The sequence below is a fragment of the Bacillus pumilus genome (assembly GCF_900186955.1).
GTDB lineage: Bacteria > Bacillota > Bacilli > Bacillales > Bacillaceae > Bacillus > Bacillus pumilus.
Genome location: NZ_LT906438.1, coordinates 1,686,457 through 1,706,114 on the forward strand (window position 1 = coordinate 1,686,457; position 19,658 = coordinate 1,706,114).

21 protein-coding genes and 1 pseudogene are annotated in these 19,658 nt (G+C 40.8%); 15 read left to right on the top strand and 7 right to left on the bottom strand.

Annotated features, from left to right (window positions below; translation table 11 throughout):
* Nucleotide 1 precedes the first annotated feature (1 nt).
* The 5 genes and pseudogenes from miaB to mutL all read left to right on the top strand — a co-directional run bounded on the left by miaB (nucleotide 2) and on the right by mutL (nucleotide 7,397).
* Nucleotides 2-1,528, top strand: a complete 1,527-nt coding sequence (gene miaB / locus CKW02_RS08460; protein ID WP_003212034.1) for a tRNA (N6-isopentenyl adenosine(37)-C2)-methylthiotransferase MiaB — start codon at nucleotides 2-4, stop codon at nucleotides 1,526-1,528.
* 1 nt (nucleotide 1,529) lies between these two features.
* A complete protein-coding gene (gene ricA, locus CKW02_RS08465) occupies nucleotides 1,530-1,964 on the top strand; it encodes a regulatory iron-sulfur-containing complex subunit RicA (protein WP_003211238.1) in 435 nt (144 codons plus the stop codon).
* Between the two features lie 265 nt (nucleotides 1,965-2,229).
* Nucleotides 2,230-2,775, top strand: coding sequence for an outer spore coat protein CotE (gene cotE / locus CKW02_RS08470; protein ID WP_003212450.1), 546 nt, complete (start codon nucleotides 2,230-2,232; stop codon nucleotides 2,773-2,775).
* A gap of 124 nt (nucleotides 2,776-2,899) precedes the next feature.
* Nucleotides 2,900-5,475: pseudogene (mutS, locus tag CKW02_RS08475) on the top strand (DNA mismatch repair protein MutS).
* A gap of 20 nt (nucleotides 5,476-5,495) precedes the next feature.
* Nucleotides 5,496-7,397, top strand: a complete 1,902-nt coding sequence (mutL, locus tag CKW02_RS08480) for a DNA mismatch repair endonuclease MutL (RefSeq protein ID WP_003210950.1) — start codon at nucleotides 5,496-5,498, stop codon at nucleotides 7,395-7,397.
* Nucleotides 7,398-7,473: 76 nt separating this feature from the next.
* Here the strand turns inward: mutL and bslA are convergent, their stop codons facing one another.
* Together bslA and CKW02_RS08490 are read right to left on the bottom strand one after the other, a co-directional pair.
* Nucleotides 7,474-8,007 carry a biofilm surface layer hydrophobin BslA gene (gene bslA, locus CKW02_RS08485; RefSeq protein WP_003211006.1) on the bottom strand — a complete coding sequence of 178 codons (534 nt, stop codon included), beginning with the start codon at nucleotides 8,005-8,007 and terminating at the stop codon, nucleotides 7,474-7,476.
* 125 nt (nucleotides 8,008-8,132) lie between these two features.
* Nucleotides 8,133-8,531, bottom strand: coding sequence for a hypothetical protein (locus CKW02_RS08490; RefSeq protein ID WP_003211318.1), 399 nt, complete (start codon nucleotides 8,529-8,531; stop codon nucleotides 8,133-8,135).
* Nucleotides 8,532-9,099: 568 nt separating this feature from the next.
* Between CKW02_RS08490 and CKW02_RS08500 the strand changes: the two genes are divergently transcribed.
* The 3 genes from CKW02_RS08500 (at nucleotide 9,100) to CKW02_RS08510 (ending at nucleotide 11,950) form a co-directional block, all read left to right on the top strand.
* The gene (locus tag CKW02_RS08500) at nucleotides 9,100-9,573 is read left to right on the top strand and encodes a CarD family transcriptional regulator (RefSeq protein ID WP_044141851.1); all 474 of its coding nucleotides are present in this window, start codon (nucleotides 9,100-9,102) and stop codon (nucleotides 9,571-9,573) included.
* Between the two features lie 313 nt (nucleotides 9,574-9,886).
* Entirely contained in the window at nucleotides 9,887-10,636 is a 750-nt protein-coding gene (locus tag CKW02_RS08505; RefSeq protein ID WP_003211071.1) for a poly-gamma-glutamate hydrolase family protein, read from the top strand.
* A gap of 165 nt (nucleotides 10,637-10,801) precedes the next feature.
* Entirely contained in the window at nucleotides 10,802-11,950 is a 1,149-nt protein-coding gene (locus CKW02_RS08510; protein WP_003211287.1) for a Rap family tetratricopeptide repeat protein, read from the top strand.
* Nucleotides 11,951-12,041: 91 nt separating this feature from the next.
* Here the strand turns inward: CKW02_RS08510 and CKW02_RS08515 are convergent, their stop codons facing one another.
* Entirely contained in the window at nucleotides 12,042-13,367 is a 1,326-nt protein-coding gene (locus tag CKW02_RS08515; RefSeq protein ID WP_003212402.1) for a S8 family peptidase, read from the bottom strand.
* Nucleotides 13,368-13,951: 584 nt separating this feature from the next.
* Here CKW02_RS08515 and CKW02_RS08520 point away from each other — a divergent pair.
* Nucleotides 13,952-14,686 carry a poly-gamma-glutamate hydrolase family protein gene (locus CKW02_RS08520; protein ID WP_003211920.1) on the top strand — a complete coding sequence of 245 codons (735 nt, stop codon included), beginning with the start codon at nucleotides 13,952-13,954 and terminating at the stop codon, nucleotides 14,684-14,686.
* 77 nt (nucleotides 14,687-14,763) lie between these two features.
* Nucleotides 14,764-15,213 carry an OsmC family protein gene (locus CKW02_RS08525; protein WP_003211845.1) on the top strand — a complete coding sequence of 150 codons (450 nt, stop codon included), beginning with the start codon at nucleotides 14,764-14,766 and terminating at the stop codon, nucleotides 15,211-15,213.
* A gap of 47 nt (nucleotides 15,214-15,260) precedes the next feature.
* Here the strand turns inward: CKW02_RS08525 and erbB are convergent, their stop codons facing one another.
* The 4 genes from erbB to CKW02_RS08545 form a co-directional block, all read right to left on the bottom strand.
* Nucleotides 15,261-15,629, bottom strand: coding sequence for an SMR family multidrug efflux transporter EbrB (erbB, locus tag CKW02_RS08530; protein ID WP_003211537.1), 369 nt, complete (start codon nucleotides 15,627-15,629; stop codon nucleotides 15,261-15,263).
* Nucleotides 15,630-15,644: 15 nt separating this feature from the next.
* Nucleotides 15,645-15,962, bottom strand: coding sequence for an SMR family multidrug efflux transporter EbrA (gene erbA, locus CKW02_RS08535; RefSeq protein ID WP_003211368.1), 318 nt, complete (start codon nucleotides 15,960-15,962; stop codon nucleotides 15,645-15,647).
* Between the two features lie 2 nt (nucleotides 15,963-15,964).
* Nucleotides 15,965-16,507, bottom strand: a complete 543-nt coding sequence (locus CKW02_RS08540) for a TetR/AcrR family transcriptional regulator (protein WP_003212303.1) — start codon at nucleotides 16,505-16,507, stop codon at nucleotides 15,965-15,967.
* A gap of 112 nt (nucleotides 16,508-16,619) precedes the next feature.
* Nucleotides 16,620-16,880 carry a hypothetical protein gene (locus CKW02_RS08545; protein ID WP_003212477.1) on the bottom strand — a complete coding sequence of 87 codons (261 nt, stop codon included), beginning with the start codon at nucleotides 16,878-16,880 and terminating at the stop codon, nucleotides 16,620-16,622.
* A 103-nt stretch (nucleotides 16,881-16,983) separates the two neighbouring features.
* Here CKW02_RS08545 and CKW02_RS08550 point away from each other — a divergent pair, with 103 nt between their 5' ends.
* From CKW02_RS08550 to CKW02_RS08570, 5 genes are all read left to right on the top strand, one after another.
* Nucleotides 16,984-17,385, top strand: coding sequence for a YmaF family protein (locus CKW02_RS08550; protein WP_003211728.1), 402 nt, complete (start codon nucleotides 16,984-16,986; stop codon nucleotides 17,383-17,385).
* 69 nt (nucleotides 17,386-17,454) lie between these two features.
* Nucleotides 17,455-18,411, top strand: coding sequence for a tRNA (adenosine(37)-N6)-dimethylallyltransferase MiaA (gene miaA / locus CKW02_RS08555; RefSeq protein ID WP_003211526.1), 957 nt, complete (start codon nucleotides 17,455-17,457; stop codon nucleotides 18,409-18,411).
* 25 nt (nucleotides 18,412-18,436) lie between these two features.
* Nucleotides 18,437-18,658 (top strand): RNA chaperone Hfq, encoded by a 222-nt coding sequence (gene hfq, locus CKW02_RS08560; RefSeq protein WP_003211269.1) that lies wholly within the window; start codon nucleotides 18,437-18,439, stop codon nucleotides 18,656-18,658.
* 161 nt (nucleotides 18,659-18,819) lie between these two features.
* Nucleotides 18,820-19,152 carry a YmzC family protein gene (locus tag CKW02_RS08565; RefSeq protein WP_003211073.1) on the top strand — a complete coding sequence of 111 codons (333 nt, stop codon included), beginning with the start codon at nucleotides 18,820-18,822 and terminating at the stop codon, nucleotides 19,150-19,152.
* 79 nt (nucleotides 19,153-19,231) lie between these two features.
* Complete coding sequence (locus CKW02_RS08570) at nucleotides 19,232-19,444, top strand: hypothetical protein (protein ID WP_003212415.1); 213 nt, start codon at nucleotides 19,232-19,234, stop codon at nucleotides 19,442-19,444.
* Nucleotides 19,445-19,658 lie beyond the last annotated feature (214 nt).

Genomic DNA, 19,658 nt, shown 5'->3' on the forward strand with positions numbered 1-19,658 from the left:
CATGAATGAAGAGCAGAGAAAAGCGAGCGGACAAGTAAGTTCATCGGACAAAAAATCCGAGAAGGACTATAGCCAGTATTTTGAAGCTGTGTACATCCCGCCTTCCTTAAAAGATGCAAAAAAACGGGGTAAAGAAGAAGTCGAATACAATCAATTTCAAATTGACGAGCGTTTTCAAGGGTTAGGAAACGGGCGCAAGTTTTATATTCGCACATATGGCTGTCAAATGAATGAGCATGACACAGAAGTGATGGCTGGTATTTTTATGGCGCTTGGTTATGAACCGACAAACTCAACGGAAGATGCAAATGTCATCTTATTAAACACTTGTGCAATTCGTGAGAATGCGGAAAACAAAGTGTTCGGAGAGCTTGGTCATTTAAAAGCATTAAAGCGTGAAAAGCCAGATTTAATTTTAGGTGTCTGCGGATGTATGTCTCAAGAGGAATCTGTCGTCAAGCGTATTTTGAAGAAACATCCATTTGTTGATTTGATTTTCGGTACACACAACATTCACCGCCTGCCAGAGCTGTTATCTGAATGCTATCTTTCAAAAGAAATGGTCATTGAGGTTTGGTCAAAAGAAGGCGATGTCATTGAAAACCTTCCGAGAGCCCGCCAAGGAAAAATTAAGGGCTGGGTGAATATTATGTACGGTTGTGATAAATTCTGTACATACTGTATCGTCCCTTACACGCGCGGTAAGGAAAGAAGTCGCCGCCCTGACGAAATTATTCAAGAGGTCAGACGTTTAGCGGCAGAAGGATATAAGGAAATTACCCTTCTTGGTCAAAACGTAAATGCGTATGGAAAAGATTTTGAAGACATGGAATATGGTCTTGGACACTTGATGGATGAGCTACGTAAAATCGATATTCCGCGTATCCGTTTTACAACAAGCCACCCGCGTGACTTTGACGATCACTTAATTGAAGTGCTTGCTAAGGGTGGGAACCTTCTCGATCATATTCATTTGCCAGTTCAATCAGGCAGTTCTTCTGTCTTGAAGCTTATGGCGAGAAAATATGACCGTGAGCGTTACCTTGATCTTGTGCGCAAAATCAAAGAAGCGATGCCAAATGCTTCATTAACAACGGATATTATTGTTGGGTTCCCAAATGAGACAGATGAGCAGTTTGAAGAAACACTTTCCCTCTATCGCGAGGTTGAGTTTGACGCTGCTTATACGTTCATTTACTCTCCAAGAGAAGGAACACCAGCAGCGAAAATGCAAGACAACGTGCCAATGCATGTGAAAAAAGAACGTCTGCAGCGCCTGAATGCCCTCGTGAATGAAATTTCTGCGAAAAAAATGAAGGAATATGAAGGGCAGACTGTCGAAGTATTAGTAGAGGGTGAAAGTAAAAACAACCCTGAAATCCTAGCCGGATATACAAGTAAAAGCAAGCTTGTGAATTTTAAAGCACCAAAAGAAGCTATTGGCAACATCGTCAAAGTGAAAATCACACAAGCCAAAACTTGGTCTCTTGACGGAGAAATGGTTGGAGAAGCTATCGAGGTGAATTAAAATGACGCTTTATTCAAAAAAAGAGATTGTCGAGCGCGCAAGAGAGCTCGCTAAAATGATTTCTGAAACAGAAGAAGTTGATTTCTTCAAAAAAGCAGAAGCGCAAATCAATGAAAATACAAAAATTTCAACGATTATTAATCAAATTAAGGCGCTTCAAAAACAAGCTGTGAATTTAAAGCATTACGGCAAACATGAAGCCTTAAAGCAAGTCGAAGAAAAAATCGATGCCCTGCAAGAAGAACTGGATGAAATTCCAGTGATTCAAGAATTCAAAGAATCACAAGTGGAAGTCAATTCCCTGCTTCAGCTCGTAGCGCATACGATTTCTAATCAAGTAACAGATGAAATCATTCTTTCAACCGGCGGTGACCTCTTATTAGGAGAAACCGGTTCAAAAGTGAAAAACTCATCACCAAGTTGCTCCATTAAATGAGAAAACCCCGCAAATGCGGGGTTTTTTGTTTTGTTATCATCATTTTTTGAAAGAACAAAAATCACACTTCCCATTCTACTTCTTGTTTCGTCACCCCAAAATCTCTCACTCTCCAACTTTTCCAATTTTCAAGGCAAGTTTATGGGCGACCATGCATACACTGAAACAGAAATGAATTTAATTGAACATGAAGTTCAAAATCGTGACACACTAGACGAATGCCCAGCATAAGATAAAACGATCAAGAACAAGGAGGCATGCCGGAATGTCTGAATACAGAGAAATTATTACAAAAGCGGTGGTTGCAAAAGGGAGGAAATTCACCCAAAGCACTCACACCATTTCTCCATCGCAAAAACCAACCAGCATCCTAGGTGGTTGGATCATTAATCATAAGTATGATGCTGAAAAGGTCGGTAAAACTGTTGAGATTGAAGGAACCTTTGATATTAACGTATGGTATTCTTACGCTGATAACACAAAAACAGAAGTCGTCACAGAACGGGTGAAATATGTAGACATCATCAAACTAAGATATAAAGATAAAAATTTCCTTGATGATGAGCACGAAGTGATTGCAAAAGTGCTGCAGCAGCCGAATTGTCTAGAAGTGACCATTTCTCCAAACGGCAATAAAATTATCGTTCAGGCAGAGCGTGAATTCATTGCTGAAGTGGTAGGAGAAACAAAAATTGTTGTAGAGGTCAATTCAAGCTGGAAAGAAAAAGATGATCATGAGTGGGAAGAAGAGGTGGATGAGGAGTTAGAGGATATTCATCCAGAATTCCTAGCGGGTGATCCAGAAGAGTAATTGATGACTAGGGCGCATATCCCCCTAGTTTTTTTGTGTCCTATCTAGGAGAAAAAAGGTGATTTTTTATGCTATAATGAAAGATGGTATGAATTCGAATGTAATATAGTGAGGGATTAGAAATATGGCAAGTTATACGCCCATGATACAGCAATATTTAAAAATCAAGGCAGAGTATCAAGATGCCTTTTTATTTTTTCGCTTAGGCGATTTTTATGAAATGTTTTTTGATGACGCAAAAGAAGCGTCACAAGAATTAGAAATCACGCTAACAAGCAGAGATGGCGGGACCATACCAATGTGCGGTGTTCCTTATCATTCTGCTTCTGCATACATAGAACAATTGATTTCAAAAGGCTACAAGGTCGCGATTTGTGAGCAGGTGGAAGATCCTAAAACGGCAAAAGGTGTAGTCAAAAGAGAAGTCGTTCAACTCATTACACCAGGTACGGTGATGGATGGTAAAGCTTAAGTGAAAATGAAAACAACTTCATTGCCTCTGTGACAAAGTTTGAAAATGGATATGGACTTGCACTTTCCGATTTATCTACTGGTGAAAACATGGCGGCTTTCATTGATCGATTAGATGAAGTCGTGTCTGAAATTTATTCTGTCGGTGCAAAAGAAATTGTGGTGTCAAAGCAGCTGGATGAGGAAACAGTCAAGACCTTAAAGGATCGGTGCCAAGCGACCATTTCATACGAAGATAGTGATGAATTAATCGATGAAGCTGAGCGGCTCGTGTCCCGCCTGAGTGAGCAACTAAGATCGGCCTTTTTGACATTATATGCTTATTTAAGAAGAACGCAAAAAAGAAGCCTCGATCACCTTCAGCAAGTTCAAGTGTTTGAGCTCGAACAAACAATGAAAATTGATCTTTACTCAAAACGAAATCTTGAATTAACAGAGACGATCCGCTCAAAAAGCAAGAAGGGTTCTTTGTTATGGCTGTTAGATGAAACAAAAACAGCGATGGGTGGAAGGCTGCTCAAGCAATGGATCGACCGGCCGTTAATTCGTCTTTCGCACATTAAAGAACGCCAGGAAATGGTGCAAATTCTCATGGACCATCTCTTTGAACGAGAGGACCTGCGTGAACGGTTAAAGCAAGTATATGATCTCGAACGTTTAGCGGGCCGCGTCGCATTTGGCAACGTAAATGCCCGTGATCTCATTCAGTTAAAGGAATCCTTAAAACAAGTACCAGCCATTAAAGAGCTTGTGCACTCACTGCCAGAGGAAATGGCGAAATCAAGAGCGAATGATATTGATCCTTGTGATGATTTACTGGATTTATTAGAAGATGCGCTATATGAAAATCCGCCAATGACGCTAAAAGAAGGCAATTTGATTAAAGACGGCTACAATGCAAAATTAGATGAATACCGTGATGCCAGCCGAAATGGGAAGGACTGGATTGCACGGCTAGAACAGCAAGAAAGAGAATATACAGGTATTCGCTCTTTAAAAGTCGGGTTTAATAAAGTATTTGGTTATTATATTGAAGTGACACGAGCGAATACGCATTTGCTGGAGGAAGGGCGTTATGAAAGAAAACAAACGCTCGCCAATGCAGAGCGGTATATTACACCTGAATTGAAAGAAAAAGAAGCGCTGATTCTTGAGGCAGAATCAAATATTAGCGAACTGGAATATGAACTATTCGCAGCTCTCAGAGAACAAGTGAAAGTCTATATTCCGAGATTACAGCTGCTCGCAAAACAAATGAGTGAGCTGGACGCTCTCCAATGCTTTGCGACTGTCAGTGAAAAACGCCGTTATATCCGTCCAGAATTCTCAGAGGATGAGGTAGATGTCATAGATGGTCGTCACCCAGTCGTTGAAAAAGTGATGGATCACCAGGAGTATGTACCAAATGACTGCCATATGGGAAATGGCCGGCAAACCTTACTCATTACTGGGCCAAATATGTCAGGGAAAAGTACGTATATGAGACAAATGGCGCTTATCTCCATTCTTGCGCAAATTGGCTGCTTTGTGCCGGCATCGAAGGCGACTCTTCCGATCTTTGACCAAATCTTTACACGCATTGGGGCGGCAGATGATTTGATTTCTGGTCAGAGTACTTTTATGGTAGAGATGCTCGAAGCAAAAAATGCGATGGTGCATGCAACGAAAAACAGCTTGATTTTATTTGATGAAATTGGACGCGGGACAAGCACCTATGATGGAATGGCTCTTGCGCAGGCGATCATTGAATTTGTTCACGATCATATTGGTGCCAAAACGCTTTTTTCCACACATTATCACGAGCTGACAGTTCTTGAATCTCAATTAAGCGAGCTGAAAAATGTCCATGTACGTGCTGAAGAGCATGAGGGCACGGTCGTTTTCTTACATCAAATCAAAGAGGGTGCAGCTGATAAAAGCTATGGTATTCATGTAGCGCAGCTTGCTGAATTGCCTGATGCGATCATCGATAGGGCCCAGACCATTTTGACGGAGCTTGAGAGCGGATCACATGAAGTGACCCCGCACGTATCTGCAGCTCCAAAAACAGAAAAGGCAGAGGAAAAGCAACAGCTTTCTTTCTTTGAAGTAGAAGAAAAACCGCAAACCAAACCAGTTCTAAAACAGAAAGATCAAGCGGTGATCGAGGAATTAAAGTCATTCAATCTAATGGATATGACTCCGCTCGAAGCGATGACTAAGCTATATGAATTGCAAAAGAAATTATAATGTAAGGTGAGGTGAGCAAAATGGCAAAGATTATTCAGTTATCCGATGACCTATCCAATAAAATTGCTGCAGGTGAAGTAGTCGAGCGTCCAGCTTCTGTCGTAAAAGAGCTTATGGAAAATGCAATTGATGCAAGCAGTACAGTGATTGAAATCGATGTAGAAGAAGCAGGTCTTTCCTCTATTAGAATGATTGATAATGGTGTTGGAATCGATGCTGAAGATTGTAAGCTCGCCTTTCAGCGCCATGCAACGAGTAAAATCAAAGATGAAAATGACCTGTTCCGTGTCAGAACGCTCGGATTCAGGGGAGAGGCGCTGCCAAGTATCGCATCTGTCTCTCATCTAGAAATGAAAACAAGTACTGGTGAAGGAGCTGGAACGCACCTGGTGCTGCAAGGCGGAAAGATCATTTCAGAAAAAAAAACCTCTAGTCGCCGCGGTACCGAGATCGTCGTTACCAACTTATTTTACAATACACCGGCCCGCCTAAAATACATGAAAACCGTTCATACGGAGCTTGGCAATATATCAGATGTCGTCAATCGAATTGCGCTGGCTCACCCAGAAGTATCGATTCGCTTGCGTCATCAAGGAAAAGTCCTGCTTCAGACGAATGGAAACGGGGATGTGCGGCATGTGCTTGCGGCCATTTACGGAACAGCTGTTGCGAAAAAAATGGTGCCGCTTCACGTGCAATCACTTGATTTTGAAGTGAAAGGATATATCTCCTTGCCAGAAGTGACAAGGGCATCACGGAATTATATGTCTTCTGTTGTAAACGGCAGATATGTTAAGCATTTTCCGCTCGTGAAAGCGGTCCATGAAGGGTATCACACGCTGCTACCGATTGGCCGCCACCCGATTACATTTATAGAGATGAAGATGGACCCCATTTTAGTGGATGTGAACGTTCATCCTTCGAAGCTTGAAGTGAGACTTAGTAAAGAGCAGGAACTTCATGAGTTAATTAAGCAAGGAATTAAGGACGTATTTCAAAAGCAGCAGCTCATTCCAAGTGCTTCGGTGCCAAAGAAAGCACCAATGCCAGCGATCAAAAATGAGCAGCAATCCTTAACCTTTGATGCGAAAAAAGGAAACACAAGCGAGGCGGAAACGCCGCTATCCTATCAGCCGGAGCCGCTCGAATCGGTCTTATATGAGACAAGCCATACCGAAGCATACGGAATGCCTAATCAAGAGAAGACGGAACCATCATCACCAGTATTTTATGAAGAAGCCTCATCTGAGCGAGTTCAGTTAGAGGAATCCGCCGCTTCACTAGAATATGAAGAGTCAGAACTAAGAGAAGATGCTGCAGAAGCCATTTCAGAAAACGAACGCGTCCCTGTGATGTATCCCATCGGACAAATGCACGGCACATATATTTTGGCTCAAAATGAACGTGGGCTTTATATTATTGATCAGCATGCGGCCCAGGAGCGAATCAAGTATGAGTATTATCGTGAGAAGGTAGGAGAGATCAAACAGGAAGTGCAAGAAATGCTCGTCCCATTAACATTCCATTACTCGAAAAACGATATGCTGATTATTGAAGAGCATAAAGAGATACTAACGAAAGTGGGTGTCTTCTTAGAGCCTTTCGGTTCAGGAAGCTACATTGTACGGTCGCATCCGCAGTGGTTTCCAAAAGGAGAAGAGGCTGAACTGATCGAAGAGATTATTGAGCAAGTGCTGGATGAGAAGCGTGTAGATATCAAAAAATTAAGAGAAGAAGCGGCGATTATGATGAGCTGTAAAGGCTCAATCAAAGCAAATCGTCATTTGCGAAATGATGAAATCAAAGCCCTATTAGATGAACTCAGGCAGACAAAGGACCCTTTCACTTGTCCGCACGGCCGGCCGATTATCATTCATCACTCGACATATGAAATGGAGAAGATGTTTAAACGGGTCATGTGATCAAATAAAAAAAAACAAAGGGCTAAAAAAGCCCTTTGTCACAGTCTGAAGCGCTCATATTTGAGTGCTTTTTTATTTAGCAACCACACGGATCTGGTGGTGTGACCACAACTGGTCGTGTTTGAATATCGAGGGTGTCCTCTGCATAAAATTTAGAACCAATGCTAAGCGCACGGTTTTCTGCACGGAACGTATATGTACCTGCAGCAGGAAGTACTTTGTGTGAAAGTTGTAATTTAAATTGTGAAATTCCTAATAAATCGAGTCTAGCTGGAATGCGGACCGTTTTTCCACTGTTCAAAATGTAGCTGTCTTTTAGTGCTTTTCCATTGAAGATGTCTTTTGTTGTCGCTTGAAAGCCTGCAGGTAATGTGAACTCAATGGCACCGAGACTTAATACAGAATTTGGGCGGTATGTCAGCTCAATGTCAGAAAAAGACCATTCCTGCTTACTTGTACCTGTAATTTTCGCATAAAGTTCAGCTGGTCTGGCATTTGTTGATGCCTTGCCCTCCTGTGTGGCTCCTTCAGCGGATGCGGCAATCGGTACCGAGAGTGCCATGACCAATGTGAGCATCCCCATCATGATCATCGTCCATGTTTTTTTCATTTCTTCCTTCCCCCTTGTTGAATATAGGTAAATAATAGATAATTACACCCATTATTTACCTATAATGTTACCATATCCCTACATGGTATTAAATGGTATATTATACCCTTATTTTGTCATTTTGTTTAGTAATAACGGGGAAAATGCGCATTTGGTTGGTTCATTCCGTAACCAAAGCCTGGCATTTGCTGATTCGGCATCATCATATGCATATCTTGATATCCGTATGGATGATATGGCATCATTCCATATCCACCATAGTGGCCATGATGATGGTGATCCTTCATTGGAACATGCGAAAAGGGGTCATGCTGATTTGGAAAAGGCGGATAGGCTGAATGATGATGCGGATAATGTCCGCTGTACTTATCCTTTTTACCGGTATGATAATGGTTTGGCATATTCATATGATCATGCATGTTTGGCGCGACCACATGCTCATGATTGGCTGTATACACATTCTCAAACGTATGGTACGGATTTCCTTCGTGATGATAATTCATTTGGCTATTCATATTGTTCATTTGATATCTCATCCTTTATGTCAGGTTGCCATATCCTATGAGCATGATCCGTTTCATGAGCCTATCCATATGAAAAAAACCGGCTTTTCAGCCGGGAAAACAAAAAGCAGTTGAAAGCGTCAGGTGCTAATATGAGAAGCCATGTCTTCTTCTACGACGCTTCTTACAACTGCTGCAGACACTTTTAGGGTAATAATAGGGATCGTAGCTTCTAGAAGTATCCCAGAAATCGCTCTCAAACCAATCATCTTTTTTATGATGAAACTTTTTTTCTTTACATGGGTCCTCATGGCAATGATCGTCATGCTTTTTATAACAGTTTGAGTGGGAATGTTTGCACTTGCATTTGCACATTGTCATCCCTCCTAAATGTGACTCAATGCTAGTATATGCACGAATAAGACAAGGGGACTGGATGGTGGCGCATCTTTTGTAAAAAAAGGCTTTTTCTGAAAAATTCAAATGAAAAGAATTGACTAGTGCTAAAATAACATGATAAAATATAAATTTTTATCCGCCGATGAAATGTGTTATAATCAAATTGTGAATACTTTCGGAGGTGGCGGATTTGTTTCAAATAGGTGATAAAATTGTTTATCCTATGCATGGTGCCGGTGTGATTGAAGGAATGGAAGAAAAAGAGATTTTAGGTAAGACGGAAGAATATTTTCTGATTCAAATGCCGAATATGCAGATGATGATCCCAAGAGGCAGAATCAATCAACTAGGTATACGTCAGGTAGCAGATCAAGCAACGCTGAAAGTTGTGATGAACAATTTTGCAGAAGAAACAAACGACGACACGCTTACTTGGAAGCAAAGATATGATGAAAATATGAAAAAGCTAAAAACAGGTGCGATCGAAGATGGTGCAGACGTTGTCAAAGATCTGATGAGACGAAATCAGAAGAAAGCATTAAATTCAAGTGAAAAGAAGATGCTTGAAGATGCTCGAGGCATGTTAGTGAGTGAAATTTCTCTTGCACAAGGGCTTTCACAAGATGAAGTCCTTTCAGCTTTAGAGAATGAACTAAGAGTTTAATGATGGATATACAGTAATTGGCTGTAAACAGAAGGGTATCCCTTTTGTTTACGGCTTTTTTTGTTTGAAATCAGAAGAATATGTCCATTTTTGTAGGTGATTTTAACTAAAGCTAAAATAAGGTCATACGATGCAGTTTTTATTCAAGCAGCGAATGATTCAAAGAAGTCAGAAATACCTAGAGAGGCATAAAAAAACAGGTAAGTTCTCCTGATTCGTTTAAAAGAGCCGGACAACCTTTGAATTCTGTTAGCCATTGATAGTAAAATAATGCGATAAGATGACACCTTAGAGAATGAAAAGGAGCGGTGAAATGAAAAGGCTACTGATATGTGGATTCATCTTTCTGATCCTATGTGCTCTTTTAATGGTGAAATGCAGCCATTCTGTTCAAGAAAAAAAAGAGCAAAAGCAACATCAAGAAGAGATAGAAAAGTATCAAAAAGAGCGAAAAAAAGGGGATCGATACGACAGTTTTAAACAGCTTATTCGGCATGAAAGAAAAGGGTATGAAATAGAATTTCACGAAAAGGGCGGAAGTGATTTACTCGTCTTTTCTCCTCATGGAGGGGAAATTGAACCAGGAACAAGTGAAATTGTAGAAGCATTTCAAGAAAGATACTCGACGTATTTGTTTGAAGGAACGAAACAAGACAACAATCGTGATTTGCATATTACAAGCACCAAGTTTGATGAACCGATATTGGTCCAAATGATTAAAACGTATCCCTTCTCCATTTCCATCCACGGCTATAAAAGTGATAAAAAGCACACGCTAGTTGGCGGGACAAACGAAAAAATGAAAAGAGCAGTTGTACGAGAGTTAAAAGATCGAGGATTTTCTGCAGAAATGGTGCAAGAAGGCGAACGGCTTTCAGGAACAGATCCTAAAAATATTAATAATCGAAATGCAAGTGGTGAAAGCGTTCAGCTAGAAATTAGTACGGCGCAGAGAGAATCTTTTTTCGACCATTTTGATACGAGAAAAGGAAAGAAAAAAGCATTCAGACGTTATATCCGTGCTTTAAAAGAAGTATTAAGAGAATTTGACCCAACTTCGTAGTGAAATCGTTTTGATGGGTAAAAGTACTCCATTTAAACTTGGTAAAAAAGATAGAAATATGCGAAATGAACATAAATCATGCAATAAATTACAATTTGCCTTAAAAACATAAATTATGTAAAATAATAGTTATCAGTTTGATATGATAGAATGGGGCTGAAGTGGATGGCACATAAAATACCATCTTCCGAAGTAGGTGTAAAGATCAATCAATGGTACACGCATATTTGCAAATTTGAAGTCGAACAAGCAAACGATATGAAGCGCCTTGTTGAAGAAGAAATTCATGAGATGGAAGAGGATCAAGATTTGCTTCTATATTATTCTCTAATGGATTTTCGCCATCAACTGATGCTTCAGCATTTAACGCCAGTCCATGCAGGGAGTGAAACACTTCAAGCCGTGTCTTTTCCGAAAGAAATGGAAGATGGAGAAGATGAGATGACAGGCTTACTTGGCTATTACTTTCATTTTTTTCATGGAATGTATGCGTTTATCCAGCGCCGATACATCGAGGCCATTTCCTATTACAAGCATGCGGAACATCAACTGATCTTAGTGACAGATGAGATTGAAAAAGCGGAATTTTACTATAAAATCGCTGAAGTATACTATCATATGAAACAAACTTATTTCTCCATGCATTATGCTAAAAAGGCGAGAGACATTTATAAGAAACATCAGCTTTATGGAAAAAGAAGCATTCAATGTGATTTTGTCATGGCAGGTAATTGTATTGATGTGAGTCAGCACCAAAAAGCGCTTCCTTACTTAGAAAAAGCGTTAAAGGTTTGTGAAGCGATGGAGCGGAAAGAGTGCACATCTTATTTTAAAGCGATGGCTCTTAATAACTTAGGAGCTTGTCATTATAGTATGGGAACGTACCATACAGCGACAGTCTTTTTTGAACAAGCCATTTCCCTTTATCAAAAAGATCAAGCATCCACGATGATCAAATCATTATTTTCACTTGCTCTTACCTGGTTTAAACTCGGAGATATCGAGCGGGCGGGTGAGGCTATACGTAAAGGAATGAACGAGGCTTGTTTATTGGAAGATGAAATTTATCAGTTGAAATTTCAATTTTTACAGGCGCTTTATATAGAAAAAGACAGCTGTGAGCAATTAAGATCGGCACTATTTGGACTGCGAAGCAAAAAAATGTTTGCTGATTTAGAGGAATTAGCACTTGATGCGGCTAATTATTATAAGGAACGCGACATGTACAAGGAATCCTCCACTTTTTTTGAGATTGTGATCGAAGCGCGTACGCACATTCAAAAAGGAGATGAGATGTATGAGAACGAAGCATAACATGTCAGCTGATCAAGTAGATGAAAGACTTCACACGTAATAACAGACAAAAACAACACCCTTTACGAATCAACGTAAAGGGCTTTTTTATTTATTCTTTGATGGCTTTTTCTGCGTCAATGGCACCTGCCCCGTAAATCATCGGGTCATCCCCAGACCACTTGCTTGTATTTTCTTTTAACAGGGTTTTGACCTCATCGGGCGTTAAATCTTGTGAATGCTCTAATAGAAGAGCACAAATACCAGCGCAAATCGGTGTTGCCATAGATGTGCCAGATAACGTCGTGTAATCATCATCGACTCTGCTTGATTTGTCGAGTTTATCTAGAAAGGATCTTGGTGATCTGAGAGAGACGATGTTTACTCCTGGTGCAAGGATATCAGGCTTTGTCTCACTATAAACAGTAGGACCTCTGCTTGAAAATGGTGCCACGATATCATCGTTTGATTCTGGTGTATTCCGGTCATCAAAAGCGCCAACCGTAATCACTTTTTGACTGACGGCAGGGCTCGCAATCGTTTGACTGTTAGGACCAGAGTTTCCGGCTGCGACGCATACTACAATGCCTTGATCCCAAGCAGCATTGACAGCACGCACCATCGGATCGTCCTGTTCGTCATCATAACGCTGAGCATCTCCGCCTAGTGACATACTCATAATATGAATCGGATCATCAGGGTGATCTTCATTGAACTGGATGCACCATTCAACCCCTTCTATAATAGTAGAAAGCGATCCAGCCCCTTGTTTATTTAACACTTTTACGCCAATTAAATGAGCTTTTGGAGCAGGTCCTTTGTACAAGCCATCTGAGGCCGCTCCGTCTCCAGCTACATCTCCAGCGCAGTGAGTACCATGCCCGTTATCATCATAAGGCTTTGTTTTTTGCTTGACTAAGTCCACAAAATCGCGAATCCTTCCTTCTAAATCTTCATGCGGATAAATTCCTGTATCAATGACAGCGACCGTAATGCCTTCCCCTGTTAAGGCTGTACCGTTGCGGAAGACTTCATCCGCGTGACTGGCTTGTGTGGCCACATCCAGAAGTGCATGAACTTTCCGGTCTAAATAAATTTTACGAATATGCTCACCATTTGCTAACAGCTCCTCTAAAGCGGCCGGTGTTATGTCTGCAGCGCAGCAGTCGATATGTGAAAAGTGCCGTTTGATATTTGTTTTTCTACTTTTTTTCATGAGCTGTTTTGTGCTTTGAATCCCTGCTTCGACCGCGTCTTTCTTAAATTCAATAATTACACGAAGCTTCTTTCTCTTCTTTAATCTTCCTTCAAAGAAACGATGAAGAAAGCATGGCGTCCATTTAAAAGGTTTATAAAGGTGAAGGACGGTCTCTCTTAAAGGCTGATCTAGTTTACTAGCATGTGTCCTGACCATTTGCACCATAGAAAATCCAAACATGTGATGCCCTCCATTCTAGCTATCCATTCTTGTACACTCTTACGTTATGAGAATGAGAGCTGCTTTGTTCGGATTCTTGTCCCTTCTTTTCTTCATATTGGCGGCTTACTCATTTCTGATGAAAAAGAAAAGCGCTTACATTTTGTAAAATAATAGAAAAAGGTGGAAAACATGTAGAATCAGCCGATGATAGGTGGGAGAGTTCTTCTTAAAGAACCGGTGAAACAAACGATTTTGCAGAAAAAAGGAGGGGTTAGACAGGGTCAATGCTCATACAAATGTGACTTGTCACAGAGGAAAAAAATCAAATCCATATAAAAACAAGCCGAATTAAAGAAAACAGACTGGATAGAACTAGGTCATTTTAAACATAACTTCGTTTGTCTGTCATACTATTCTAACTCTGTTTTCAAAGACGAGAGGCGTTTCTGTGTATATAAATGCAATTATCTTATTTTTGAGGAATCTCATGATCTAGAGTGTTATGATCAAATTTGAAGAGAAAAAGTGGAAAAAATGAAAAGAAATGATGATTCAATATAAATCATAGAAACGGCTTAGAAATCTGTTAAAGGAGAACGGGAATGAAGAAGTTTTTTGCTTTGCTTCTCCTGCTTGCGATCGGATGGGGCGTTTATTATACAATGCAAGCACAGGAACATGATGAGCCATTGTCATCAGGTGGGGAAGACGAAAGCGGTTCAAATGATATTTATCGCAATTTTAAAGAACTGGAAGAAAACGAATCAACAAGCAGCTATCAAATTACAGCCAACCCAGTGCCTGGAAGCCGTCTTCTTGTGATGTCACCCCATGGCGGGAGAATTGAAGGCGGCGTGAGTGAGATCGTCCATTTTTTCGATAATGATTTCTCTACGTATTTGTTTGAAGGTTTAAGAGAGAATGCGTCAGAACTTCATGTGACAAGTACAAACTTTGATGAGCCAGTCGGCGTCGCGCAGGCAAAAGCACACGATTATATCTTAGCAGTGCATGGATACAAAGGTGAGGAAGGCATTGACCATACGCTCGTTGGCGGAACAGATTACGACCGTGCAGAAAAAATAGTGAATTCATTAGAGCGAAACGGATTTTCTGCTGAACTGGCTGTCGCACACGCAACCCTGAGCGGAACAAGCAATCATAATATTAATAATCTTACTAAAACAGGGCAAAGTGTACAGCTAGAGATTAGTAGAAGTCAGCGTGAAGCTTTATTTGACAGTTTTGACTTTCGGCGGCGGTCGAGTACAAAAAACGAGACGTTCTACCGGTATGTCAGGGCGATTCGGACAGTGCTGGATGAGGAATATACATAAAGATGGTGCACATGTTAAGACAAGTAGCGTGAATTCTTGTTACACTATAAAAAGTGATAACAAAAGGAGAGACGAATATGGCGCGTCATCATTTTCATCTTCAGGCGAGCTGGCCTGGCCTGCGTAACGATGTGGGTACAATCTCATGCGAACAGTTAAAAACGAAGATTTCAATTCCGAAAGAAATGGACGGTCCCGGCATCGGAACAAATCCAGATGAGATGCTCTTAGGTGCAGCGGCTACGTGTTATATTATTACACTTGCCGCTATGATGGAGCGGAGCCAATTAGAAAAAGAGGATCTCACAATGAGTTCTGAGGCTGTCGTAGATGTGACAAATGGTGTGTTTACATATGAAAAAATCATTCACCGGCCTGTCATCATCCTCAAAGCCTCTGCTTCTCCGCAAGATATTGAGCTTGCCCGCAAGCTCGCGCACAAAGCCGAAAGCTCATGTATGATCTCAAGAGCTGTTCAAGGAAATGTGGACATTTCCTTAGAAGAAACCATTCAAGTCGACGGGTAAAAACAAAAAGTCATTTTCTCTTAATGAAATGGAGAAAATGACTTTTTTTATGACGTCCATTCGGTTTGATCGATTTGTTCTTTGTTTTCTTCCTTTTGTTTTTTTGACAGGTTCAAGACAATCACGCCGCATATCACAAGTGCAAGACCAATGAAGCCTTTTATGTGAATGGTTTCGTTAAATAGCACGAACCCGATAAGAGCAGTAAGTGCTGTTCCAACACCAGACCATGTTGCATAAGCAGACGAAAGGTCAATCGTTTTAAGTGCCAGACTGAGGAAGGTAAAGGCACACCCAAATCCGATCAGGACCCCAATACTCGGCAGCAGTTGCGAAAAACCTTGTGAAAGCTTCAGCATCGTACTGCCAAAAACCTCTGTCAAAATAGCCCCTGTTAAATAGAGCATTCCTTTCATGATCTCTCACATCCTTTATGACATATTTAAAAGTACGACCCCTGAGACAAGCATCGCCATCCCAATGATTGCTCTTTGGTTCAAGGTTTCTTTGAAAAAAAGCACGCCAAAAATAGCCGTGAGGACTGTACCAACCCCAGACCATGTTGCATAAGACATGCTAAGCGGAATGATATTCAGTGTCAATGACAGCATATAAAAGGCAAGTGTATACCCAGCAACAACGACAGCGCTAGGCTTAAAGCGAGTAAAGCCATTTGAGAATTTTAACATCACGGCGCCAATGGCTTCTGAAAAAATAGCCACAGCTAGAAAAAGATATCCGAGGATCATGATTATCCCTCCTCTAATAGGTGTAAAATCCGATGAAGTAAAAGGGTTTTTTCCTCTCGGTTCAGCGGTTCAAGCTGAAACATTTCTGAAAACCATATTCCATCACATGAAAGGCGGATCAGCTGGCTCAATGCAGGGTCATTGATTTCCTCAGCTGCTTTCGCTTTGAACTCTGCATAAAAATCACGCCAAGGGTTCAATAACGCTTCATCAAATGACATGGTGGCCAGCATGCTTGTACATAACTGGGTCGTGTTTTGCATATCAAGATCATTTAATGTCGCCAAAATATATGCACGTACATAAGGAGCCTTTTCGTTTTTGTATGTTTCCTGATACGACTCAAGCTGCTGACGAAAGCAGACAACTGCGTGCTCATTCATTTTTTGGATGAGCTCTTCCTTGCTTGAAAAATGATAAAGCAGGCCGGCCTTGGTCATATGTGCATGCTCTGCTACCTTCTGAAGGGTAAGCTGACTTAATCCTTCTTTTAAAATCGTACGAGCAGCTGCCTCAAAAATTTGCTCTTTTTTGGTTTTAGACATAAAAAAAACACCTACTTTACTGAACGGTCGGTAAAGTAAATGTTAACCCATGAAAAACTAGTGTGTCAATCGATTCATTTTATGAAAGGTTGTTTTCACTTAAAAGTCATATCTAATAATAAGGGTATGGTCCATATGGCGGGTACGGAGGCGGATAAGGGTACCCATAGCCATAGCCTGGTGCAAGCAGGGACCCAGCAAGTAGTCCTCCAGCAAAACCACCTAAAAATGGAGGTCCAAAAAATCCAGGTCTCCCAAACCCAAATCCAGGTCTTCCAAACCCAGGGCCTCCAAATCCAAATCCAGGTCTTCCAAATCCAAAAGGTCTTCTCATGTCTTCTTGCATAAATGGCGGTGCATCAAAATAATTCATAAAAAAGGCTCCTCTCACATAAAATCACTGTAACTGACATCAGTGTATTCGATTGGCCTATATGTGTTTGGATGAACGCCTATTATAAGGAGGAATGTTAAAAATGGGCCTGTATCCATCTGATTGGGCAAAATGCCCGCCGCATGCTCATGCCTATAAAGCACGAACGGATGTAACAGAAGAGCATTATCATTTAATAGAAGGTATTTCTCAGCCTGTCAATGGGAGCAATACCGATCAGCATACTCATTACTATCGCGGGGTCACCTCTTTTGAGAGAGGGCATTTCCACAGATACTACGGCGTCACAGGGCCTGCGATACCGAGATTAGATGGTACGCACTATCACGAGATTGAGGAAGTCACGTTTTCAGCCTATAACGATTCTGTCCCCATTCCATACGGAGGAGTCGTCTATAGTCCGGACGAAGAGCGGCCGACGCATACGCACCGGTTAAAAGGAAAGACATATGAAGTGGTCGGAAATGAACCACTCGGCTGGTGATAGGCCCTATATAGGAGAGAAAGAGAAGTTATGCTATACTGTAGGCAGTTTGTAAAAGAGAGTGATGTTATGAAAAAAACGAAACAACCAGTGATTGTATTAGTAGGACCGACGGCTGTCGGCAAAACAAAACTGAGCATTCATATAGCCAAAGCATTTAATGGAGAAATTATCAGTGGTGATTCTATGCAGATTTATAAAGGAATGGACATTGGAACAGCTAAAATCACCCCTGAAGAAATGGATGGTGTCCCGCACCACTTAATTGATATTAAAGAGCCAGATGAATCTTTTTCTACAGCTGAATTTCAGCAACTAGTCCGTATGAAAATCAAAGAGATTGCCGCTAGAGGGAAAACACCCATGATTGTCGGCGGAACAGGTTTGTATATCCAATCTGTTTTATATGATTACACATTTACCGATGAGAAAAGTGACCCTGCTTTTAGAGAAGAAATGGCGCTGTTTGAACAGCAGCATGGCTCCCTTCAGCTGCACGAAAAGCTAAAAGCAGTAGACCCTGATGCTGCAAAAGTCATTCATCCGAATAATGTCCGCCGCGTGATCCGGGCGCTGGAAGTGATCCATACAACAGGTCAGAAAATGTCGGAGATGCAAAATGGTCATCAAGAAGTTCCTCTTTATGATACAGCCTTCATTGGGCTCAAAATGGATCGAGAGCTTTTGTACGAGCGCATTCACCAAAGAATTGATATGATGATAGATGAAGGCTTAATTGAGGAAGTGAGCGCACTTTATCAATCTGGCTTGAAGGATTGTCAATCGGTTCAAGCGATTGGTTATAAAGAGTTGTATGCGTATTTTCAAGGTGACTGCTCACTTGATGAAGCTATCCAGCAATTAAAGCAAAATTCCCGTAGATATGCGAAGCGTCAGTTCACGTGGTTCCGTAATAAAATGGATGTCACTTGGTTCGACATGACACCGCCTTGCCACTTTTCAGACAAAAAAGAGGAAATTTTCGCATATATAGCAGGAAAGCTTGGACTTAAAGCGAAACTGTAGTTATCAGAATCAAGGAGGACGAAACATGAAACCGATTAATATTCAGGACCAATTTTTGAATCAAATTCGTAAAGACAATACATTTGTTACAGTATTCTTACTGAATGGCTTTCAGCTTCGCGGTCAAGTGAAAGGCTTTGACAATTTCACGGTGCTGCTTGAAACAGAAGGGAAGCAGCAGCTTATTTATAAACACGCCATTTCTACATTTGCACCTCAAAAGAATGTAAATCTAGAATTAGAATAGGATATGTTCGACCTAATAGCCCCATGCATCTGCGAATAAACCGGCCGGAACCCGCTACGTTTTTTGTCAGTGCAGAGGGGCTATTTTGCATGCCATGAAACTTTTCTGCCTATTCTGCGTATAATCCCTTATTGGATATGAAGAAAGGTGAGGGAAGCGATATGGAAAATGCAGAGCTTGAATTAAGAAGGATTAGAGTGATCCTTCTATTGATTGGGATTGTTGTCTTATTTGGATCATGCGCCATTTCAAACATTGAATCAAGACAGGAAAGCTGGCATAACTATTCTAATCAAGATGATCATGGACATATAGATGGCCTATTACAATCAGCTGTTGCACTAAAAAATAATCACTTTGCTGTTGTGAAAGATGATGAAGTACATGTGTACCGGTTTGATGAAAAAGAGGGAGAACTCACCCTTATTAAAACAAAATACATAGATGAGTGGGACGAAGATTATGATGATGATGACGATTCTGTAGAAGAGTAAGCACGTAAATTTACAAATGAATGTGAAGTCGCTACACTATAATCATGCATCAGACATCTAGACAGAAAAGGATGAGTTCATGACACACAAAATTAAAATTAATCATTGGGAACAAACTTGTGAAGACGACTCCTGTTTTGAATATGGAACAAGCGTTTCTGTAAATGGGAAAGAATTAGTCAGAGAAGCTTCAATCGTCTCTGCGCTTGAAGCGGTGCTAAAAGAATTAGGTGTTGAAGTGGAAATTACAGAAGTGTCAGAAGATTTACAGTGCGATGCCTACAAAAAATAAAACAAAAAGTCTAGTCTACTAAGCGATTTTTTTTCGTGTTATGATAGATTTCGGTTTCAGTTGAATAGAGAGTAGAGCAGTCTATTTTTAGATCCTGTTCTGCTCTATTTATTTGAACGTACGAGTTCGGCTATGAATGTTCGGCCGGGTTGGTTGATTTTTTTCGTTTCGAACATCTATATGTTGTGTTTTGAAAAAACATAGTATACTATAT